This window comes from Cobetia amphilecti, assembly GCF_032923285.1.
Classification (GTDB): Bacteria; Pseudomonadota; Gammaproteobacteria; order Pseudomonadales; family Halomonadaceae; genus Cobetia; species Cobetia amphilecti.
Map to the genome: position 1 here is coordinate 949450 of NZ_CP136695.1, position 20499 is coordinate 969948.

The following is a 20499-nucleotide window of genomic DNA, read 5'->3' on the forward strand; positions in this document are numbered from 1 at the left end:
GCAGAGAATGACGCATCTGGCGCAAGCTTACCGCCGAGAGAGCGTTGGTACACGGCGACGCACTGTCGCACATCTTCACCTTGCGTATAATATGCCCCAGCACTTGCTGCTGAGACAGCAGCGTGATTTCACGCCCCGGCAGTCAGTCATTGCCGAGACGCTTGTTGCCCTCTCTTCTCGAACTACTGGACTCCACATGACCGTTCGTACGCGCATCGCACCGTCGCCGACTGGTGATCCCCACGTCGGCACCGCCTACATCGCCCTGTTCAACCAGTGCTTCGCTCGTCAGCACGGTGGCGAGTTCATTCTGCGTATCGAGGATACCGATCAGACGCGTTCCACCGGTGAATCCGAGCAGATGATCCTCGACTCGCTGCGCTGGCTGGGCATCGAATGGGCCGAAGGCCCGGATGTCGGTGGTCCGCACGGCCCGTACCGTCAGAGTGAGCGTGGCGACATTTACGCCAGGCACTGCCAGCAGCTGATCGATGCCGGCCATGCCTTCAAGTGCTATCGCACCAGTGAAGAGCTGGACGAGCTGCGCGAGTCGCGCAAGGCCGAAGGTCTGCACATGGCGCTCAAGCCGTCCGATCTCGCGCTGCCGGCAGAAGAAGTGGCACGTCGTGAAGCGGCGGGCGCACCCTTCGTCATCCGCATGAACGTGCCGGAAAGCGGCACCTGTGTGGTCAAGGACATGCTGCGTGGCGAGATCGAGGTCGAGTGGGCCCAGGTCGATGCGCAGATCCTGCTCAAGTCCGATGGCATGCCGACCTACCACCTGGCCAACGTGGTGGATGATCACCTGATGGAGATCACCCACGTGCTGCGTGGCGAGGAGTGGATCAACTCGGCGCCCAAGCATCAGCTGCTGTATGAATACTTCGGCTGGCAGATGCCGGAACTGTGCCACATGCCGCTGCTGCGCAACCCGGACAAGACCAAGCTGTCCAAGCGCAAGAACCCGACGTCGATCCTCTACTACCGTCGCATGGGTTACCTGCCGGCGGCGGTGATCAACTATCTCGGTCGTCTCGGCTGGTCCATGCCGGACGAGCGCGAGAAGTTCACCCTGAGCGAGATGCAGGAGCACTTCGATATCCAGCGTGTCTCGCTGGGTGGCCCGGTATTCGATGTCGAGAAGCTCAGCTGGCTGAACGGTCTCTACATCCGCGATCTGTCCGAGGACGAGCTGCTTAGCGAGCTGCGTCAGTGGGCCTTCAACGAGTCCTACGTCAAGCAGATCCTGCCGGAAGTGAAGCCGCGCATCGAGACGCTGTCCGAGGCGATTCCGCTGGCCGGCCACTTCTTCTCCGGTCTGCCGGCCATCACGCCGGACGACTTCGCCAAGGCGAAGCTGGAAGGCGAAGACCTGGTGCGTCAGATGCAGTTCCTGACCTGGAAGCTTGAAGCCGTGAGCCGCTGGGACAAGGAGCACCTGCTGGCGGAAGTGAAGCTGCTCTCCGAGCACTTCGGGCTCAAGATGAAGGACTTCCTGGCACCGGTGTTCGTGGCGGTGACCGGCTCGGCGACCTCTACCTCGGTGATGGACGCGATGGTCATTCTGGGCTCCGATATGACGCGCGCGCGCCTGCGTCACGCCGTGGCCGTGCTGGGCGGCGTCTCCAAGAAGGCCGCCAAGCGCTTCGAGAAGGAATATCGCGACCTGTAAGAATATCGTGACCTGCAAGAATATCGCGACCTGCAAGGGTGTCTGCGATGTGCAGATGATGGCCCCCGTGACGTATGTCGTCATGGGGGCCATGTCTTGCAGCAGGGCGCTGAACAGCGCTTTCAGTGCTGATCAGCATCACGATGAGAATTGTGTGAAAAAGAAGTTGACGACCCCGAGGGTTATCAGTAAGATACGCCTCGTTCTTGAGAGACGGGGCCTTAGCTCAGCTGGGAGAGCGCAACACTGGCAGTGTTGAGGTCAGCGGTTCGATCCCGCTAGGCTCCACCAAGTTTCTCAAGCGACTGCGTCCCATTCGTCTAGTGGTCCAGGACACCGCCCTTTCACGGCGGTAACAGGGGTTCGAACCCCCTATGGGACGCCACTCTTCAGACATCTCGAGTCACCTTTCAGGTCTCGTGAAGTCAACAAAAAAGCACACCTTGCGGGGTGTGTTTTTTTTGTCCCTGATTCTGGCTTATACACAGCCTGTGTGTCGGCAGAAAAGCATGTTATCCCCAAGTCGCCCTTGACAGACCCCGTGTCTTGTCCACTGTTCGCGCGCTGTCACAACTCCCCCTGCATCTCTTCCCAAAGTGCGGCCCCTGCGGCTGGCGCTTACGTCGTGTTACGAAAAATTTCTTTTATATCAATGGTTTATACGCTGGTTAAATTTTGTGCAATCTGTTGGTAAGCCCGCTGTCATGCTGGTTCGCCGCGCTTGTCTAGGGGTTATCAACGAGGTTATCCACAGATAGTGTGGAAAAACATCATGAGCGCCGCTGCTGTCTGGGATGTTGCGCTGCGGCATGAAAAAACGCCTCATTCCCGCGTCCATATGGCGTTGGAATGAGGCGTTTTCAGTGCGAGGCCGTGTGATGCGATTCAGCTCGCTCGCATGTATTCAGTCCCGCTTCATCTGGAGAGGCGCTTGAGCAGCGAGGAGGTGTCCCAGCGATTGCCGCCCATGGCCTGCACGTCGGCATAGAACTGATCGACCAGCGCGGTCACCGGCAGGCTGGCATCGATGCGGCGTGCTTCCGCCAGACAGATGTCGAGGTCCTTGCGCATCCAGTCGACGGCAAAGCCGTGATCGTACTCGTCCTTGATCATGGTGGCGTGACGATTTTCCATCTGCCAGGAGCCGGCGGCGCCCTTGGAGATCACCTCGATCACCGCCTCGCGATCCAGTCCCGCCTGCTCGGCGAAGTGCAGGCCCTCGGAAAGTGCCTGCACCAGCCCGGCAATGCAGATCTGGTTGACCATCTTGGTGGTCTGGCCGGCACCGGTCTCGCCGATGCGCTTCACCATGCGACCGTAGTGCGTCAGCACCGGCTCGGCGCGTGCGTAATCCGCCTCGCTGCCGCCACACATGATGGTCAGCACTCCATTTACGGCGCCTTGCTGGCCGCCGGACACCGGTGCGTCGACGAAGCCGATGCCGGCCTCGCCCGCGGCGGCGGCCAGCTCGCGTGCCAGGTCGGCACTGGCGGTGGTGTGGTCCACCAGCAGGCTGCCGCTCGTCATGCCGGCCAGCACGCCGTCGTCGCCGTAGGTGACGCTGCGCACGTCATCATCATTGCCCACGCACATCAGCACGATATCGGCGCCCTCGGCGGCTTCTCGCGGGGTGGCGTGATGGCTGCCGCCGTACTCCTCGCTCCACTGCTCGGCGCGTGCACGTGTGCGGTTGTAGACCCGCACCTCAAGGCCTGCGCGTTTCAGATGGCCGGCCATGGGGTGACCCATGACACCGAGTCCGATGAAGGCGGCGGTACGTGGCGTTGTGTGTGTGTCTGACATGCTGGGGGCTCCTTGCCATCAATCAGGAATGAGGTTGCGCCGCTCGCGGTGGGGCGCATGGCGTGCCGGCGCGCACAGGACGTGAAGAGGCCGGTACATCAGCACGCTAGCACGTTCGGGGCGGGGATGGGGCGGCTTTATGGCTTGCTGTCAGGCAGGGGCTGCGCGCATGAGAGGCAACAGGCCAAAAAAACCGCCTCCGAAGAGGCGGTCTGTCCTGCAGGCGCATGACCCGATGTTGCCGGGTGCCTGGTTGCCTGGTGCTGGGTTACTTGGCCGGATAGTCGCGCTGCGGGTGGCCGGTGTACAGCTGACGCGGACGGCCGATGCGGTGGCCGCCGGCGATCATCTCGTTCCAGTGGGAGATCCAGCCGATGGTGCGCGACATGGCGAAGATGACCGTGAACATGTTGGTCGGGATGCCGATCGCCTTGAGGATGATGCCGGAGTAGAAGTCGACATTCGGGTACAGCTTGCGCTCGATGAAGTACTCGTCTTCCAGCGCGATCTGTTCCAGACGCTTGGCGATCTTGAGCTGCGGGTCGTCCGCCATGCCCAGCTGCTCCAGCACTTCGTCGCAGGTCTCTTTCATGACCTTGGCGCGCGGATCGAAGTTGCGATAGACGCGGTGACCGAAGCCCATCAGCTTGAACGGGTCTTCCTTGTCCTTGGCCTTGTCGATGAAGCGCTGGATGTTCTCCTCGGACTCTTCACCGATCTCGTCGAGCATGGCCAGCACGGCTTCGTTGGCGCCGCCGTGTGCCGGGCCCCACAGTGCCGCGATACCGGCGCTGATGCAGGCGAACGGGTTGGCGCCGGTGGAGCCGGCCAGACGCACGGTAGAGGTCGAGGCGTTCTGCTCGTGGTCGGCGTGCAGCATGAAGATGGTGTCCATCGCCTTGGCGAACACCGGGTTGATCTTGTACTCCTCGCACGGGTTGCCGAACATCATGTACAGGAAGTTCTCGCCGTAGGAGAGGTCATTGCGCGGGTACATGAACGGCTGACCGATGTTGTACTTGTGGCACATGGCCGCCAGGGTCGGCATCTTGGCGATCAGGCGCACGGCGCTGACGTAGCGTTCCTTCTCGTTGGTGATGTTCAGGTTGTCGTGATAGAAGGCGGCCAGGCCACCGACCACGCCGCACAGGATCGCCATCGGGTGGGCGTCGCGACGGAAGCCCTTGAAGAAGTTGACGATCTGCTCATGCACCATGGTGTGGTTGCTGATCAGCTGGGCGAACTTGTCGTATTCCTCGTCGCTCGGCAGCTCCCCGAACAGCAGCAGGTAGCACAGCTCGATGTAGTTGGAGCTCTTGGCCAGCTGGTCGATGGGGTAGCCGCGATGCAGCAGCACGCCTTTCTGGCCATCGATGAAGGTGATGGATGATTCGCAGGCGGCAGTGGAGACGAAGCCCGGGTCGTAGGTGAACATGCCTTCGGCGGTCAGGCCGCGAACGTCGATGACGTCCTGGCCGAGCGTGCCGGAATAGACCGGGAACTCGATGCTCTTGTCGATACCGTCTACTGTCAATGTCGCTTTCTTGTCAGTCATGCCGACCTCCTCATTATTCGCGTAACTCTTTGACTTGCTTGCCATGCCGGGCTTGCATCAATCCCGCCCACTATAGAAGCCCGCGAAAGATTGTCAATTCGCCACACGGCGTAGAGACGCGCGCCATGCTGCTGTGCGTCAGTTCCCCGACGTTTACGTATCCCGTGCCGTCAGGTCGCGTCCTGTTCACTGCATTTTGTGCAATCCGTGGTTGCGGCCCTGCGACGTCATGCCATTTGTCATGCCAATGGCCAACCCCTATAATCCACCGTCGCGCGACTGGCGGGAAATTCGGCTCGGTACCGTGGATGGCCTGCGCCCGAGACCCTTCCTCAAACCACCGCCCCTGCGGGCTTGCGTCCGTGTTGGGCCAAGAGAGTGTGTAAGAGCCGTGAATAGCAAACGACCCGTAAATCTCGATCTGACGACGATAAAGTTCCCTCTCCCTGCGCTGACTTCAATCACCCACCGTATTACCGGCGTGATTCTGTTCGTGGGCCTGGTATTTGCGCTGTGGGCACTCGATGCCTCGCTGTCCTCCCCGGAAGGGTTCGAGGCAGTGCGCGACACCCTGGCGACCAACTTCCTGGCCAAGATCGTGGCCTGGGGCCTGCTGTCTGCCCTCGGTTTCCACTTCGTGGCTGGCATCAAGCACCTGCTGATGGACATGGATATTGGTGTCGAACTGGAAAGTGCTAATCGCAAGGCGCAGGTCACTGTCGTGATCAGTGCTGTTCTCGTGGTCCTGGCGGGAGTCTGGGTATGGTAAACAACATCACCAATTTCAGCCGCAGCGGTCTGTCCGACTGGGTGCTGCAGCGTGTTTCTGCCGTGATTCTGGCAGTCTATTCCGTGTTCATGGTCGGCTACCTGCTGCTCCATCCGAACCTCGACTACACCACCTGGAGTGGTCTGTTCGAGAACACTGCGATGCGCATCTTCTCTCTGATGGCATTCATCTCGATTGCCGCACACGCCTGGATCGGTCTGTGGACCGTGGCGACCGATTACATGAAGCCGACCGCACTGCGTTTCGGTTTCCAGGTCTTCGTCATCCTTGCGTTGTTCATCTTCTTGGTCTGGGGCGTTCAAGTCCTGTGGGGAGCCTGATACATGTCCACCATGCGTAGCCTGACATTCGACGCGATCATCATCGGCGGCGGCGGCGCTGGCCTGCGTGCCGGTCTCGAACTGTCCCAGTCCGGCAAGAAGACCGCCGTGCTGTCCAAGGTCTTCCCGACCCGCTCGCATACTGTCTCTGCCCAGGGCGGTATCACCTGTGCCATCGCTTCTGCTGATCCGAATGATGATTGGCGCTGGCACATGTATGACACCGTCAAGGGTGGCGATTACATCGCTGATCAGGACGCTGCGGAATATATGTGTACCGAAGGCCCGAAAGCGGTCTTCGAGCTTGAGCACATGGGGCTGCCGTTCTCCCGTTTCGACAACGGCCGCATCTACCAGCGTCCGTTCGGTGGCCAGTCCAAGGACTTCGGCAAGGGCGGCCAGGCGGCTCGTACCTGCGCCGCGGCTGACCGTACCGGTCACGCCCTGCTGCACACTCTGTATCAGGCCAACCTGAAGAACGGCACCGTCTTCCTCGACGAGTGGTACGCCATCGATCTGGTCAAGAATGCCAACGGCGATATCGTCGGCGTGATTGCCCTGTGCATCGAGACCGGCGAGACCGTGGTCGTGAAGTCCAAGGCCACCGTTCTGGCCACTGGCGGTGCGGGCCGTATCTACGCCTCCACCACCAACGCCCTGATCAACACCGGCGACGGTATCGGCATGGCACTGCGTGCCGGCCTGCCGGTCCAGGACATGGAAATGTGGCAGTTCCACCCGACCGGGATTCACGGTGCGGGCGTTCTGGTCACCGAAGGTTGCCGCGGTGAAGGTGGCTACCTGGTCAACAAGGACGGCGAGCGCTTCATGGAGCGTTATGCGCCGAACGCCAAGGACCTCGCGGGCCGTGACGTCGTCGCGCGCTCCATGGTGCTGGAAATCCTCGAAGGTCGTGGCTGTGGCGAGAATGGCGACCACGTCTTCCTGAAGCTGGATCACCTGGGCGAGGAAGTGCTGAACAAGCGCCTGCCGGGTATCTCCGAGCTGTCCAAGACCTTCGCGCACGTCGATCCGACCAACGCGCCGATCCCGGTCGTGCCGACCTGCCACTACATGATGGGCGGCATCGCCACCAACGTGCACGGTCAGGCCATCGCTCAGAACGAAGATGGCAGCGACCGCATCGTCAACGGCCTCTATGCCGTGGGTGAAGTGGCCTGTGTGTCGGTTCACGGTGCCAACCGTCTGGGCGGCAACTCGCTGCTGGATCTGGTCGTCTTCGGCCGCGCCGCGGGCAAGTACATCGAAAGCGCGCTCAACGAAGGTGTCGAGTACCTCGAGCCGACGCAGAGCGACATCGATGCTGCCCTGGTGCGCCTGAACCGCTGGAACGAGTCCGAAAGCGGCGAGTCCGTGCCGGAACTCAAGCGCGAACTGCAGCAGATCATGCAGAACTCCTTCGGTGTCTTCCGTCAGGAAGACAAGATGGAAGAGGGCGTCAAGCAGCTGTCCGATCTGCGTGAGCGTATCGCCAAGGCGGGTCTGTCCGACAAGTCTCAGGTCTTCAATACCGCGCGTATCGAAGCTCTCGAGCTGGACAACCTGATGGAAGTGGCGGAAGCCACTGCCATTGCGGCCCTGACCCGCAAGGAAAGCCGTGGTGCTCACTCCCGTTACGACTTCCCGGACCGTGATGACGAGAACTGGCTCAAGCATTCTCTGTTCTTCCCGAACGAGAAGCGTGTCGGCAAGCGTGATGTGAACTTCGCGCCGAAGACCGTCGAGCGTTTCGAGCCGAAGATTCGTACCTACTGAGTCTGAACCCAAGGCGCGCGTCGCGACCCGCTCGGGGCGCCGCGCCTTGCTTCAGACCAAGTTCGCACTCGCTCGAGTTCACTCTCGCTTGAGTTCGCCGTGATCGAGGTGCGTGCAGGTCACCGCACGCACCTGACCCGTTTGCCCGGAGGGGAAACCATGCTTCAGGTATCCATATACCGCTACAACCCTGAAACCGATACTGCGCCGTACATGCAGGAGTTTCAGGTCGACACCCAGGGTCGTGACCTGATGGTGTTGAACGTGATGGAAATGCTCAAGGAACAGGACAGCTCGCTGGCCTATCGTCGCAGCTGCCGTGAAGGCGTCTGTGGTTCGGACGGCATGAACATGAACGGCAAGAACGGCCTGACCTGTGTCACCGCGCTGTCCGAAGTCGTCAAGGACAACAAGCTGGTGCTGCGTCCGCTGCCGGGCCTGCCGGTCGTGCGTGACCTGGTCGTCGACATGAGCATCTTCTACAAGCAGTACGAGCGCATCCAGCCGTACCTGCTCAACGACACGCCGGCGCCGGCCATCGAGCGTCTGCAGTCGCCGGAAGACCGTGACAAGCTCGACGGTCTCTACGAGTGCATCCTGTGTGCCTGCTGCTCGACTGCCTGCCCGTCCTTCTGGTGGAACCCGGATAAGTTCGTCGGTCCGAGCGGTCTGCTGCAGGCCTATCGCTTCCTGGCGGACTCGCGTGACACCGCCACCAAGGAGCGTTTGAGCGAGCTGGACGACCCGTTTGCCGTATTCCGTTGTCGCGGAATCATGAATTGTGTCGCGGTTTGCCCCAAGGGTCTGAACCCGACACGTGCCATCGGCAAGATTCGTGAGCTTTTGCTGGCAAACGCCACTTAAAAGCCGCGCCTTAGCTTGCTATGATGCACGTCAGCTGCGGCAGGGTGTCACACCTTGTCGCAGCGCACAGCTTGCTGAAGCCGGTGCCTTGTGCACCGGCTTTTGACGATAAAAGAAGACTCAGATGGTGAAGGCCTCCATGGTTTCGCCATACAGGGCATAATCGAGTGACGCCGACAGCGCTTGTCAGGCGCCTACCCCACCCCATCAGTCAGGGTGACCGAGAGATGCAAGAAGGCACAATGGAGTTGATGTGGCGCACTTCCCATATGAGCGGGGGGAATGTCCACTACGTAGAAGATCTCTACGAGCGTTATCTTGTCGACCCGAATGAGGTTCCCGACGAGTGGCGCAACTACTTTGATACTCTGCCGCGTCATGACGGCAGCCCCTCCCAGGATGTTCCGCTAGCACCGATCCGTGATCAGTTCTACGAGATGGGTCGCAACAGTCGCCGCCCGGTGGCTGTCTCTGCGGGCGAAAGCAGCGAGAACAAGAAGCAGGTACGTGTTCTCCAGCTGATCAACGCCTACCGCTTCCGTGGCCACCAGAAGGCGGATATCGATCCCCTCGGTCTGCGCAAGCCGGCACCGGTACCTGACCTCGAACTGTCCTTCCATCAGCTGTCCGCCGCTGACATGGACGTCGAGTTCCAGACCGGCTCGCTGTTCCTCGGCAAGGATGTTGCACCGCTCAAGGAAATCCACGCCGCGCTGGAGCAGACCTACTGCCGCAGCATCGGCGCCGAGTTCATGCACATCGTCAACACGGAAGAGAAGCGCTGGCTGCAGCAGCGTTTCGAGTCCGTACGTTCCAAGCCGAACTTCTCACGCGATGTCCGTCATCACGTGCTGGAACGTCTGACCGCCGCCGAAGGCCTCGAGAGCTATCTCGCCAGCAAGTACCCGGGCACCAAGCGCTTTGGTCTGGAAGGCGGCGAATCCTTCATTCCGATGATGGATGAGCTGATCCAGCGCAGCGGCAAGTACGGTACCAAGGAAGTCGTGATCGGCATGGCCCACCGTGGCCGTCTCAACCTGCTGGTCAACCTGCTGGGCAAGAGCCCGTCAGAGCTGATCGAGGAATTCGACGGCAAGAAGCAGATTGCCAAGGGTTCCGGCGACGTGAAGTACCACCAGGGCTTCAGCTCGAATGTCATGACCCCGGGCGGCGAAGTCCACCTGGCGCTGGCGTTCAACCCGTCGCACCTGGAAATCGTCTCTCCGGTGGTGGAAGGCTCCGTGCGTGCCCGTCAGGACCGTCGCGAAGACAGCGAAGGCGACAGCGTACTGCCGATCTCCATCCACGGTGACGCGGCATTCGCCGGTCAGGGCGTGGTCATGGAAACCTTCCAGATGTCGCAGACCCGTGCCTACAAGACGGGCGGTACCGTGCATGTCGTCATCAACAACCAGGTGGGCTTCACCACCTCGCGTGCCGATGACGCTCGCTCGACCGAATACTGCACCGACATCGCCAAGATGGTTCAGGCGCCGATCATCCACGTCAATGGAGATGATCCGGACGCCGTGCTGCACGCCGCTCAGGTCGCCATCGACTACCGTCAGCAGTTCAAGCGTGACGTCGTGCTCGACCTCGTGTGTTACCGCAAGCGCGGTCACAACGAAGCCGACGAGCCGTCCGGTACCCAGCCGCTGATGTACGCCAAGATCAAGTCCCAGAAGACTGCCCGCGAGAAGTATGCGGACCGTCTGGTCGAGGAAGGCGTGCTCAGCGCGGAAGAGACCAAGCACCTGGTCGACCAGTACCGTGCCGATCTGGATGCCGGCAACCACGTTGCCAATGCGCTGGTGAAGCAGCCCAACACCGGTCTGTTCGTCGATTGGACGCCGTACCTGGGCCACGAGTGGACCGGCGTTGCCGATACCTCGATGGACATGAAGCAGCTGCAGGCCCTCGCCAACAAGATGTGTGAAGTGCCGGACGGCGTCTCGGTCCAGCGTCAGGTCAACAAGATCTACGAAGATCGTCGCAAGATGGCCGCTGGTGGCATGCCGCTGAACTGGGGCTTCGCCGAGACACTGGCCTACGCCACCCTGGTCGATGCCGACCACCCGGTGCGTATCACCGGTCAGGACGTGGGTCGCGGTACCTTCTCCCACCGTCATGCGGTGGTGCACAACCAGAAGGATGGCGACACCTACGTGCCGCTGCAGCACATCAAGGATGGTCAGGCGACCTTTACCATCCATGACTCCTACCTCTCCGAGGAAGCGGTGCTGGCCTTTGAATATGGCTATGCCACCACCATGCCCAAGGCATTGGTCGTGTGGGAAGCCCAGTTCGGTGACTTCGCCAACGGCGCCCAGGTGGTGATGGACCAGTTCATCTCCTCCGGCGAGAGCAAGTGGGGCCGCCTGTGTGGTCTGACCATGCTGCTGCCGCACGGCTACGAGGGTCAGGGCCCGGAGCACAGCTCCGCACGCCTCGAGCGTTACCTCCAACTGTGTGCCGAGCACAACATGCAGGTATGCATGCCGACCACGCCGGCGCAGATCTACCATCTGCTGCGTCGTCAGGTTATCCGCTCGCTGCGCAAGCCGCTGGTCGTGCTGTCACCCAAGTCTCTGCTGCGTCACAAGGAAGCGACTTCCACCCTCGACGAGCTGGCCGATGGCCGCTTCGAGATGGTGCTGTCCGACAAGGGCAACCTGGAAGCTTCCAAGGTCAAGCGCGTCGTGCTGTGTGCGGGCAAGGTCTACTATGACCTGGCCGCCTATCGCGCCGAGCAGGGCCGTGAAGATGTTGCCATCATCCGTGTCGAGCAGCTCTATCCCTTCCCGAAGGAAGAGCTCCAGGCCGCCATCGCCGACTACGAGAATCTCGAGCAGGTGATGTGGTGCCAGGAAGAGCCGCTCAACCAGGGTGCCTGGTATCAGAGTCAGCACCATATGCGTCAGGTCGCTGAGCAGCACCGTCAGGGGCTTGGCATGAGCCTGGACTTCGCCGGACGCCCGGCCTCTGCGGCACCTGCCGCGGGCTACATGTCCGTTCATAACGAGCAGCAGCGCCAGCTGGTCGACGACGCCTTCAACAAGTAAAGGCTCGCGACCCGCAAGGGCACCGAGAGAGAATTGAGTTAAGGAACTCCAATGGCTATCGATATCAAAGCGCCGTCTTTTCCGGAATCCGTCGCCGAAGGCACTGTGGCGACCTGGCACAAGCAGCCCGGCGACAGCGTCGAGCGTGACGAGCTGATCGTCGAGATCGAGACCGACAAGGTCGTGCTGGAAGTCGTCGCACCGCAGGACGGCACCCTGGGCGAGATCAAGGTTCAGGAAGGCGATACCTGCGAGTCCGAGCAAGTGCTGGGCTCCATCGGTGATGCAGACGCCGCTGCATCTTCAGACGCCAAGGACGACTCCGCGTCTGAAGAGAGCAAGTCCGAAAGCACTGAATCCGAATCCAATGACGACGCCAAGGCCGAGAGCAAGCCGGCCGCCGGTGGCGAAGGCAAGACGCTGGAAGTCAAGGCGCCGAGCTTCCCGGAATCCGTTGCCGAAGGCACCGTCGCCACCTGGCACAAGAAGGTCGGTGAAGCCTGCGAGCGCGACGAGCTGATCGTCGAGATCGAGACCGACAAGGTCGTGCTGGAAGTCGTGGCTCCGGCCGACGGCGCCCTGAGCGAGATCAAGGTCGAGGAAGGCGATACCTGCGAGACCGAAGCCGTGCTGGCACTGTTCAGCGCTGGTGCTTCCGGTGGCGCCGCGCCGGCCGCTGAGGCAAGCGACGACAAGTCCGGCTCTGACGAAGGTCAGGACGAGAAGGTCGGCGACAAGATCCTCGCCCCGGCAGCGCGCAAGATGGTGGCCGAGCACGATCTGGACGTCAGCAAGCTGGTCGGTACCGGCAAGGGCGGTCGCGTGCTGAAGGAAGACGTGGCCAAGGCCGTCAAGGAAGGCACTGCGGCCAAGTCCGCTGCCAAGCCGGCTGCCAAGTCCGGCGCTTCCAAGTCTGATGCCAAGGCCGCGCCGAAATCTGCACCGACCTTCGAGGGCGAGCGTCCCGAGAAGCGCGTGCCGATGAGCCGCATGCGTCAGACCATCGCCAAGCGTCTGGTCAATGCCCAGCAGACCGCCGCCATGCTCACCACTTACAACGAAGTGGACATGAGCGCGGTGATGGAGCTGCGCAAGCAGTACAAGGACACCTTCCAGAAGGTGCACGACACCAAGCTCGGCTTCATGGGCTTCTTCGTCAAGGCGGCCACCGAAGCGCTCAAGCGCTTCCCGGACGTCAATGCCTCCATCGACGGCACCGACATCGTCTACCACGGTTACCAGGACATCGGTGTGGCCGTGTCTTCCGACCGCGGTCTGGTCGTGCCGGTGCTGCGTGATACCGACAGCATGAAGCTCGCCGATGTCGAAAAGACCATCGTCGACTTCGGTCAGCGTGCCCGCGCCGGCAAGCTGGGCATCGATGAGATGCAGGGCGGTACCTTCACGATCACCAACGGCGGCATCTTCGGTTCCCTGATGTCCACCCCGATCCTGAATCCGCCGCAGACCGCTATCCTGGGCATGCACAAGATCCAGGAGCGTCCGATGGCCGTGAACGGTCAGGTCGTCATCCGTCCGATGATGTATCTGGCACTGTCCTACGATCACCGCATGATCGATGGCAAGGATGCAGTCCAGTTCCTCGTCGCCATCAAGGACCTGCTGGAAGATCCGGCTCGTTTCCTGCTCGACGTCTGAGACCGCAATGTCTCACGCCCTTGAGAATCTCGAGGGCGTGAGCGGCCCCGGCGGGTGGCACTGACACTCGCCGGGTTGCCAACCCGAATCGAACTGCACCAACAGGAAGAGACATGGCCGATAAATTTGATGTGATCGTCATTGGCGCTGGCCCTGGTGGCTATGTTGCCGCTATCCGCGCTGCTCAGCTGGGTCTGAAGACCGCCTGCGTCGAGAAGTGGGTCAACAAGGAAGGCAAGGTCGTTCACGGCGGTACCTGCCTGAACGTCGGCTGCATTCCGTCCAAGGCATTGCTGGAAACCTCGCACAAGTACGTCGAAGCGCGTGATGAATACGCCGAACTGGGCATCAAGGCCGACGGCGTCGAGATCGACGTGGCCAAGATGATCGAGCGCAAGGCGCAGATCGTGAAGAACCTGACCGGCGGTATCTCCGGTCTGTTCAAGGCCAACGGTGTCACCGCGCTGGAAGGTACCGGCAAGGTGCTGCCGAACAAGCAGGTCGAAGTGACCGATCACGACGGTGGCAAGGCGACCTACGAAGCCGAGAACATCGTCATCGCGTCCGGTTCCGTGCCGGTCGAGATTCCGCCGACGCCGCTGACCGAAGGTCTGATCGTCGATTCCACCGGCGCGCTCGAGTTCGACGAAGCGCCGAAGCGTCTGGGTGTTATCGGTGCCGGTGTCATCGGCCTCGAGCTCGGTAGCGTGTGGAGCCGTTGCGGTTCTGAAGTCACCGTGCTGGAAGCGGTCGACAGCTTCCTGCCGATGGTCGATGCGGCCGTCGCCAAGGAAGCCCAGAAGCTGCTCAAGAAGCAGGGTCTGGACATCAAGCTCGGCGCCCGTGTGACCGGTTCCGACATCAAGGACAGCGAAGTCGTCGTCAAGTACACCGACGCCAACGGCGAACAGGAACAGACCTTCGACAAGATCATCGTCGCGGTCGGCCGTCGTCCGTACACCCAGAGCCTGCTCGACAGCGATGTCGGCATCAATCTGGACGAGCGTGGCTTCATCCACGTCGACGACCAGTGCGCGACCAGCGTGCCGGGCGTCTACGCCATCGGTGACGTGGTGCGTGGCCCGATGCTGGCGCACAAGGCCTCTGAAGAGGGCGTGATGGTTGCCGACATCATCGCTGGCCACAAGGCCGAGATGAACTACGACGCCATCCCGAGCATCATCTACACCTTCCCGGAAGTGGCGTGGGTCGGCAAGACCGAACAGCAAGCCAAGTCCGAAGGCATCGAAGTCAAGACCGGCAGCTTCCCGTTCGCGGCAAGCGGTCGTGCCATGGCCAACAATGCCACTGAAGGTCTGGCCAAGATCATTGCCGACGCTGAGACTGATCGCGTCCTGGGCGTTCACATCATCGGCCAGCATGCCGGTGAGCTGATCGCACAGGGTGTGACTGCCCTCGAGTTCGGCGCAAGCGCCGAAGACCTCGCACTGATCTGCACGGCTCACCCGACACTGTCGGAAGCCGTGCACGAAGCCGCGCTGGCCGTTGACGGGCATGCGATTCACATCGCAAACCGCAAGAAGCGCAAGTAAGCGTCCTTCCGAACAAGAGGCGCGTCGCCCCGGCCAGGCCGGGGCGAACGGTGGCAGTGGCATCTTGCGACTGCCGTTCGAGTCTAATGCAACCAATGGCATGACACGATGAACCTTCACGAATATCAGGCAAAACAACTTTTTGCCGACTATGGCCTGCCGGTGTCCAAGGGCTTTGCCGTTGACACCCCGGAAGACGCTGCTGAAGCGTGCAAGAAGATTGGCGGCGACAAGTGGGTCGTCAAGGCACAGGTCCACGCAGGTGGCCGCGGCAAGGCTGGCGGCGTCAAGCTGGTCGACAGCGCACAAGCCGCTTCCGACTTCGCGACCCAGTGGCTGGGCAAGAACCTGGTGACCTACCAGACTGACGAAAACGGTCAGCCGGTCACCAAGATTCTCGTCGAGAACTGCACCGACATCGCCGAAGAGCTGTACCTGGGCGCCGTCGTTGACCGCACCACTCGTCGCATCGTCTTCATGGCTTCCACCGAAGGCGGCGTGGAAATCGAGAAGGTTGCTGAAGAGACGCCGGAAAAGATCCTGAAAGCCGAGATCGATCCGCTGGTCGGCGCACAGCCGTACCAGGCGCGTGAACTGGCCTTCAAGCTGGGTCTGAACCCGACCCAAATCAAGCAGTTCACCAAGATCTTCCTGGGTCTGGCGAAGATGTTCGCCGACAAGGATTTCGCGCTGCTGGAAATCAACCCGCTGGTCATCACCGACGAAGGCAACCTCCACTGCCTCGACGGCAAGATCAACATCGACGCCAACGCCGTCTACCGTCACCCGGACCTGCAGGCGATGCACGATCCGTCTCAGGAAGACGAGCGTGAAGCGCATGCTGCCAAGTTCGAACTGAACTACGTTGCCCTCGACGGCAACATCGGTTGCATGGTCAACGGCGCAGGCCTGGCGATGGGCACCATGGACATCGTCAACCTGTCTGGTGGCAAGCCGGCCAACTTCCTCGACGTGGGTGGCGGTGCTACCAAGGAACGCGTTGCAGAAGCATTCAAGATCATCCTGTCCGACGACAACGTCAAAGCTGTTCTGGTGAACATCTTCGGCGGCATCGTGCGTTGTGACATGATCGCCGAAGGCATCATCGGTGCCGTCGAGCAGGTCGGTGTCAACGTGCCGGTCGTGGTGCGTCTGGAAGGTAACAACGCTGAACTCGGCGCCAAGAAGCTGGCCGAAAGCGGTCTGAACATCATCGCTGCTACCAGCCTGACTGACGCGGCGCAGCAGGTTGTCAAAGCTGCGGAGGGCAAGTAATGAGCATTTTGATCGACAAGAACACCAAGGTGATCTGCCAGGGCTTCACTGGCGGCCAGGGTACCTTCCACTCTGAACAAGCCATCGCCTACGGCACCAAGATGGTCGGTGGCGTGACGCCGGGCAAGGGTGGTCAGACTCACCTGGGACTGCCGGTGTTCAACACCGTCGCCGAAGCCGTTGCCGAGACTGGCGCTGAAGCGTCCGTCATCTACGTGCCGGCACCGTTCTGCAAGGATTCCATCCTTGAAGCGGCCAATGCAGGCATCAAGCTGATCGTCTGCATCACCGAAGGCGTGCCGACTCTCGACATGCTGGAAGTCAAGGTCAAGTGCGACGAGCTGGGCGCGCGCGTCATCGGTCCGAACTGCCCGGGTGTCATCACTCCGGGTGAGTGCAAGATCGGTATCATGCCGGGCCACATCCACCAGCCGGGCAAGGTCGGTATCGTGTCTCGTTCCGGCACCCTGACCTACGAAGCCGTCAAGCAGACCACTGACCACGGTTTCGGTCAGTCCAGCTGTGTCGGCATCGGCGGCGACCCGATCCCGGGTTCCAACTTCATCGACATCCTCGAGATGTTCGAGAAGGACCCGAAGACCGAAGCCATCGTCATGATCGGCGAGATCGGCGGTTCTGCTGAAGAAGAAGCCGCTGCCTACATCAAGGCGAACGTCACCAAGCCGGTCGTCTCCTACATCGCTGGTGTGACTGCGCCTCCGGGCAAGCGCATGGGCCATGCAGGCGCCATCATCTCCGGCGGCAAGGGTACTGCCGACGAGAAGTTCGCGGCTCTGGAAGCAGCTGGCGTCAAGACTGTGCGTTCACTCGCGCAGATCGGCGATGCCATCAAGGAAGTCACTGGCTGGTAAGCCATTGATCTCCTGACAGCGATCGGCGCCAAGCGGATCGCATGTCACCGAAAGGGCAGGCCCACAAGGGCCTGCCCTTTTTTCGTTTCTGGCCCTCACCAGTCTCTCTCTAGTGCATGTCGGCGGGGCTACCTGCGGCCGGTGGCGCAGGCGAGGGGAGAGGTGTTTCGGCTGATGCAGGCGGGGCAGGTGCGTTCATATCAAGCAGTTGCTAATCTGATGACTGTTCATTGGCACCTGACCAAGCGACACGTGCAGATGCCCCACGGCGCAACACGACTCACTGATAAGGATGTTCCATGCTCAAGTCATTCCCCGCCCTCACGCATTCCGCGCGCCTGCTGGCGTTGCTGTCTCTGCCGTTGGCTGCTGGCATGCCGCTGTCTGCCAGTGCAGATTCCGGTGCGGCGGCAGCCTCCGCCCCTGAAGCTTCAGCGAGCATGCAGGTGCCTGCCAAGGGCATCGAGTCGGTGACCAGCCGTGATGATGTCGCCTCCGTCCAGGCGCGTCTCGAGACGGCGCTCAAGGCCAAGGGGCTGACGCTGTTCAGCGTCATCGATCATGAGGCGGGTGCCGAGAAGGTCGGCATGGAGCTGCCCGCGACGCATACCGTCATCTTCGGCAATCCCAAGGTGGGCACCCTGTTGATGCAGTGCAACGGGGCGGCCGCCCTGGACCTGCCGCAGAAGATGCTGATTCGCGCCGTGGAGGGCGGCAGCGTGATCGAGTGGAATGATCCCCAGTACATGGCCAATCGTCATGATCTGGGCGACTGCAAGCTGCCGCTGGACAAGATCGCCGGGCTGCTCAAGGGGCTGGCCGCCGAAGCGGCGGGTCAATGAAGGCAGCGCTCATCACGTATCGATGCTGATATCGTGAACTGACAGCGAGCGCTGACGATCATGCAGGACGAAAAAGCCGGACTCCTCATGGAGCCCGGCTTTTTGATGTTCCCCTGCCAAGGACTGCCTGGCTTTAAGGGCTGCTTACAGAGCATCACCGTGCTGCTTCAGCCACTGCACGGCGCGGTCAGGGTAGTCAGTGAAGACACCATCGACCCTGGCGTCGACGAAGAAGGCGCGCAGCATGTCATCGTAATCGCTGGCCCAGTCGGGGATGCGGCCTTCATCGAGGCGGAAGGTGTAGGGCATCACGATCAGGCCCTGCGCATGGGCTTCCTCGACCATTGGTGTGACCTTGATGTCGTCCCGGGTCGAGCTGTCCTCGATCACCATCGGCTTCCACGGCCCGATGCCATCGGCGTAGGTGGCGATGCGCTGCATGCCGCCCTCCTGATACATCCAGTCATAGTCGTAGGGCTCAAGCTTGCCCTCCGCATCCGGCTGGAAGGTCATGTCCCAGCTGGTCTCGCCCATCAGCTGCACCAGACGCAGGTCCATCTTCAGTTCGGGCTGCAACGTGTCGTGGATGCGCTTGAGGCCATTGGGATCGAAGACCTGCACGACGGCATTGTCATCCTGCGCGACGTAGCCGTACTGCTTGAGGGTCTCGAGCACGGCTCGCGAGACCTGCTTGCCTTCCGACTGGTGGAACCAGGGCGCCTTGATCTCCACATACAGGCCGACATCGCGTCCGGTGGAGTGATTCAGGCCCTGAATCATCTCGATCTCTTCACTCAGGGTGTGCAGGCCGAAGTGCGACTTGCCCAGCGGGAAGCGCTCAGGGTAGTCGGCGACCTGCTCGCCATCCTTGACGGTGAAGCCCTCGCTGAACGACAGCTTGCGCAGCTCATCCAGCGTGAAGTCGATGGCGTAGTAGCGGCCATCATCACGCGCACGCTCGGGGAAGATCTCGGCGACATTGGTCACGCGGTCCAGGAAGCGGTCGTGCAGCACCACCAGCTGGTCATCCTTGCTCATCACCACATCCTGCTCGAGGAAGTCGGCGCCCTGGGCATAGGCCATCGCCTTGGCCGCCAGGGTGTGCTCCGGCAGGTAGCCCGAGGCGCCTCGGTGGGCGACCACGACCTTGTCGGTGCCATGTCCGGGGTCGATGCTGCGCAGGGGCCTGTCATCAGCGAGTGCCGCTGAGGTCGAGGTGGCCAGCAGCGAACCGACCACGCCCATCATGGCCAGCGGGCGGCGAATGCGGGCGGAAGTCGGGTGACGCTGGGAAGGATGCGGCATGTGAGATCACCTTGAGCTGTGGTTATTGTATGGCCGTTCAATAAAGCCGCCTGCCAACATAACAAAGTCTTATTCATATGGCGATGATCAAGTGTTTTTTATGATGATGTCTGCAGCGATGCTCGCTCGCCCCGTCATGTGGTCGCCGAGCGACGCTTGAGCAAGCTTCCCAGCATGCTGCGTCCCGCCATCACGAAGAACACCGGGGCGCCGGCGATCAGGTAGAAATAGAAGGTCACCGCACGCCAGATCACCACGGCCGCCGCGGCACTGGCGGCGCCGATCATCGGGCTGAGCAGGGCAGTGGAGGACAGCTCCGCGCCTCCGGCACCGCCGGGCAGCAGCGTCAGCTGGCCCGCTGCCAGCGAGAGCATCTGCACGATGAAGGTCCAGCTCCAGTTAATGTCCTGCCCCAGCCCGGACACGGCCAGATAGAGGATCGAGTAGCGCAGCAGCCAATGGGCACAGCAGAGCAGGAAGATCAGGCTCAGCGTCAGGCGCGGCAGGGCGAGTGTCTCGACCAGCGCATGGCGGAAGTGGATCAGGCCCCGCGCCAGCTTGACGCGTGAGCGATGGCGTACCTTGAGCCAACGCAGCAGGCGTCCGCTGGTCTTGAGCAGGCGCCGATGATGCTTGCCCAGCGCGGCCAGCAGGCCAAAGCCGATGATCAGCAACAGCGCCGGCACGGCCAGCATCCACCCCAGGCGCAGGTCGATGGTATGCGAGAGGGCGTAGAGGCCGATGCTGGCCAGCGCCGAGAGGAAGAACAGCATGTCGGTGATCTGATCGACCGCGAATACCGCCGTGGCCTGCGCCGGGCGCACCCCCTGACGTGACAGCAGCCCCATCAGGGTAAGCGGACCGCCACTGCCGCCGGGGGTGGCGCTGATGGCGAACTCGGTCGCCATCACCATGCCGACGGCGCGCCGTTGCCCCAGGTGACCGCCACGCCCGGCCAGCAGCAGACGCAACCGGCCGGCGTTCAGGTTCCAGCACATCACGATCATGCCCAGCATCAAGAGAAAGGTGTCGAGGGGGAACTGGCGCAACTGGCCGCCCAGTCCGCTGCCGCCCAGCACCAGCGGTATCGCGATGACCATCACAAGGCCAGCACCCAGTAACCAGAGGGCACGATTCATGGCAGATTCCCG

15 protein-coding genes and 2 tRNA genes are annotated in these 20499 nt (G+C 61.5%); 13 read left to right on the top strand and 4 right to left on the bottom strand.

Annotated elements, in window-relative coordinates:
- The first annotated feature begins 196 nt into the window (after positions 1-196).
- From gltX to R1T44_RS04120, 3 genes are all read left to right on the top strand, one after another.
- Positions 197-1672, top strand: a complete 1476-nt coding sequence (gene gltX, locus R1T44_RS04110; RefSeq protein WP_043333111.1) for a glutamate--tRNA ligase — start codon at positions 197-199, stop codon at positions 1670-1672.
- A gap of 215 nt (positions 1673-1887) precedes the next feature.
- Positions 1888-1963: transfer RNA gene (locus R1T44_RS04115), tRNA-Ala, on the top strand.
- An 18-nt stretch (positions 1964-1981) separates the two neighbouring features.
- Positions 1982-2057: transfer RNA gene (locus tag R1T44_RS04120), tRNA-Glu, on the top strand.
- A 530-nt stretch (positions 2058-2587) separates the two neighbouring features.
- Here the strand turns inward: R1T44_RS04120 and R1T44_RS04125 are convergent.
- On the bottom strand, positions 2588-3475 hold the full coding sequence (locus R1T44_RS04125) for an NAD(P)-dependent oxidoreductase (protein WP_317292637.1): 888 nt from the start codon (positions 3473-3475) through the stop codon (positions 2588-2590).
- Positions 3476-3743: 268 nt separating this feature from the next.
- A complete protein-coding gene (gltA, locus tag R1T44_RS04130) occupies positions 3744-5030 on the bottom strand; it encodes a citrate synthase (RefSeq protein WP_043333109.1) in 1287 nt (428 codons plus the stop codon).
- A 391-nt stretch (positions 5031-5421) separates the two neighbouring features.
- On the opposite strand from gltA, the gene sdhC reads away from it, so the two are divergent.
- The 10 genes from sdhC (at position 5422) to R1T44_RS04180 (ending at position 18043) form a co-directional block, all read left to right on the top strand.
- Entirely contained in the window at positions 5422-5799 is a 378-nt protein-coding gene (gene sdhC / locus R1T44_RS04135; protein WP_043333108.1) for a succinate dehydrogenase, cytochrome b556 subunit, read from the top strand.
- Positions 5793-6140, top strand: a complete 348-nt coding sequence (gene sdhD / locus R1T44_RS04140; RefSeq protein WP_043333107.1) for a succinate dehydrogenase, hydrophobic membrane anchor protein — start codon at positions 5793-5795, stop codon at positions 6138-6140. The genes sdhC and sdhD overlap by 7 nt, the downstream gene beginning before the upstream one ends.
- A 3-nt stretch (positions 6141-6143) precedes the next feature.
- Positions 6144-7916, top strand: a complete 1773-nt coding sequence (gene sdhA / locus R1T44_RS04145) for a succinate dehydrogenase flavoprotein subunit (protein WP_043333106.1) — start codon at positions 6144-6146, stop codon at positions 7914-7916.
- A gap of 159 nt (positions 7917-8075) precedes the next feature.
- On the top strand, positions 8076-8780 hold the full coding sequence (locus R1T44_RS04150; protein ID WP_043333105.1) for a succinate dehydrogenase iron-sulfur subunit: 705 nt from the start codon (positions 8076-8078) through the stop codon (positions 8778-8780).
- A gap of 227 nt (positions 8781-9007) precedes the next feature.
- Positions 9008-11842, top strand: coding sequence for a 2-oxoglutarate dehydrogenase E1 component (locus R1T44_RS04155; RefSeq protein WP_317292638.1), 2835 nt, complete (start codon positions 9008-9010; stop codon positions 11840-11842).
- A 51-nt stretch (positions 11843-11893) separates the two neighbouring features.
- On the top strand, positions 11894-13501 hold the full coding sequence (odhB, locus tag R1T44_RS04160) for a 2-oxoglutarate dehydrogenase complex dihydrolipoyllysine-residue succinyltransferase (RefSeq protein ID WP_317292639.1): 1608 nt from the start codon (positions 11894-11896) through the stop codon (positions 13499-13501).
- A 113-nt stretch (positions 13502-13614) separates the two neighbouring features.
- Positions 13615-15054 carry a dihydrolipoyl dehydrogenase gene (gene lpdA, locus R1T44_RS04165; protein ID WP_317292640.1) on the top strand — a complete coding sequence of 480 codons (1440 nt, stop codon included), beginning with the start codon at positions 13615-13617 and terminating at the stop codon, positions 15052-15054.
- A 108-nt stretch (positions 15055-15162) separates the two neighbouring features.
- Positions 15163-16329 carry an ADP-forming succinate--CoA ligase subunit beta gene (sucC, locus tag R1T44_RS04170; RefSeq protein WP_043333999.1) on the top strand — a complete coding sequence of 389 codons (1167 nt, stop codon included), beginning with the start codon at positions 15163-15165 and terminating at the stop codon, positions 16327-16329.
- Positions 16329-17201, top strand: coding sequence for a succinate--CoA ligase subunit alpha (sucD, locus tag R1T44_RS04175; RefSeq protein ID WP_043333998.1), 873 nt, complete (start codon positions 16329-16331; stop codon positions 17199-17201). Before sucC ends, sucD begins: the two co-directional genes overlap by 1 nt.
- 299 nt (positions 17202-17500) lie before the next feature.
- A complete protein-coding gene (locus R1T44_RS04180) occupies positions 17501-18043 on the top strand; it encodes a DUF302 domain-containing protein (RefSeq protein ID WP_317292641.1) in 543 nt (180 codons plus the stop codon).
- Between the two features lie 144 nt (positions 18044-18187).
- Here the strand turns inward: R1T44_RS04180 and glpQ are convergent, their stop codons facing one another.
- Positions 18188-19348: a glycerophosphodiester phosphodiesterase gene (gene glpQ, locus R1T44_RS04185; RefSeq protein WP_317292642.1), complete on the bottom strand. Its 1161-nt coding sequence runs from the start codon at positions 19346-19348 to the stop codon at positions 18188-18190.
- Positions 19349-19482: 134 nt separating this feature from the next.
- The gene (locus R1T44_RS04190; RefSeq protein WP_317292643.1) at positions 19483-20487 is read right to left on the bottom strand and encodes a lysylphosphatidylglycerol synthase transmembrane domain-containing protein; all 1005 of its coding nucleotides are present in this window, start codon (positions 20485-20487) and stop codon (positions 19483-19485) included.
- Between the last annotated feature and the right edge of the window lie 12 nt (positions 20488-20499).

What these genes read in the sequence shown, in the direction of transcription:
- gltX (WP_043333111.1), top strand. Translation starts at nt 197, where the DNA reads ATGACCGTTCGTACGCGCATCGCACCGTCGCCGACTGGTGATCCCCAC.
- R1T44_RS04125 (WP_317292637.1), bottom strand. Translation starts at nt 3,475, where the DNA reads ATGTCAGACACACACACAACGCCACGTACCGCCGCCTTCATCGGACTC.
- gltA (WP_043333109.1), bottom strand. Translation starts at nt 5,030, where the DNA reads ATGACTGACAAGAAAGCGACATTGACAGTAGACGGTATCGACAAGAGC.
- sdhD (WP_043333107.1), top strand. Translation starts at nt 5,793, where the DNA reads ATGGTAAACAACATCACCAATTTCAGCCGCAGCGGTCTGTCCGACTGG.
- sdhA (WP_043333106.1), top strand. Translation starts at nt 6,144, where the DNA reads ATGTCCACCATGCGTAGCCTGACATTCGACGCGATCATCATCGGCGGC.
- R1T44_RS04150 (WP_043333105.1), top strand. Translation starts at nt 8,076, where the DNA reads ATGCTTCAGGTATCCATATACCGCTACAACCCTGAAACCGATACTGCG.
- R1T44_RS04155 (WP_317292638.1), top strand. Translation starts at nt 9,008, where the DNA reads ATGCAAGAAGGCACAATGGAGTTGATGTGGCGCACTTCCCATATGAGC.
- odhB (WP_317292639.1), top strand. Translation starts at nt 11,894, where the DNA reads ATGGCTATCGATATCAAAGCGCCGTCTTTTCCGGAATCCGTCGCCGAA.
- lpdA (WP_317292640.1), top strand. Translation starts at nt 13,615, where the DNA reads ATGGCCGATAAATTTGATGTGATCGTCATTGGCGCTGGCCCTGGTGGC.
- sucC (WP_043333999.1), top strand. Translation starts at nt 15,163, where the DNA reads ATGAACCTTCACGAATATCAGGCAAAACAACTTTTTGCCGACTATGGC.
- sucD (WP_043333998.1), top strand. Translation starts at nt 16,329, where the DNA reads ATGAGCATTTTGATCGACAAGAACACCAAGGTGATCTGCCAGGGCTTC.
- R1T44_RS04180 (WP_317292641.1), top strand. Translation starts at nt 17,501, where the DNA reads ATGCTCAAGTCATTCCCCGCCCTCACGCATTCCGCGCGCCTGCTGGCG.
- glpQ (WP_317292642.1), bottom strand. Translation starts at nt 19,348, where the DNA reads ATGCCGCATCCTTCCCAGCGTCACCCGACTTCCGCCCGCATTCGCCGC.
- R1T44_RS04190 (WP_317292643.1), bottom strand. Translation starts at nt 20,487, where the DNA reads ATGAATCGTGCCCTCTGGTTACTGGGTGCTGGCCTTGTGATGGTCATC.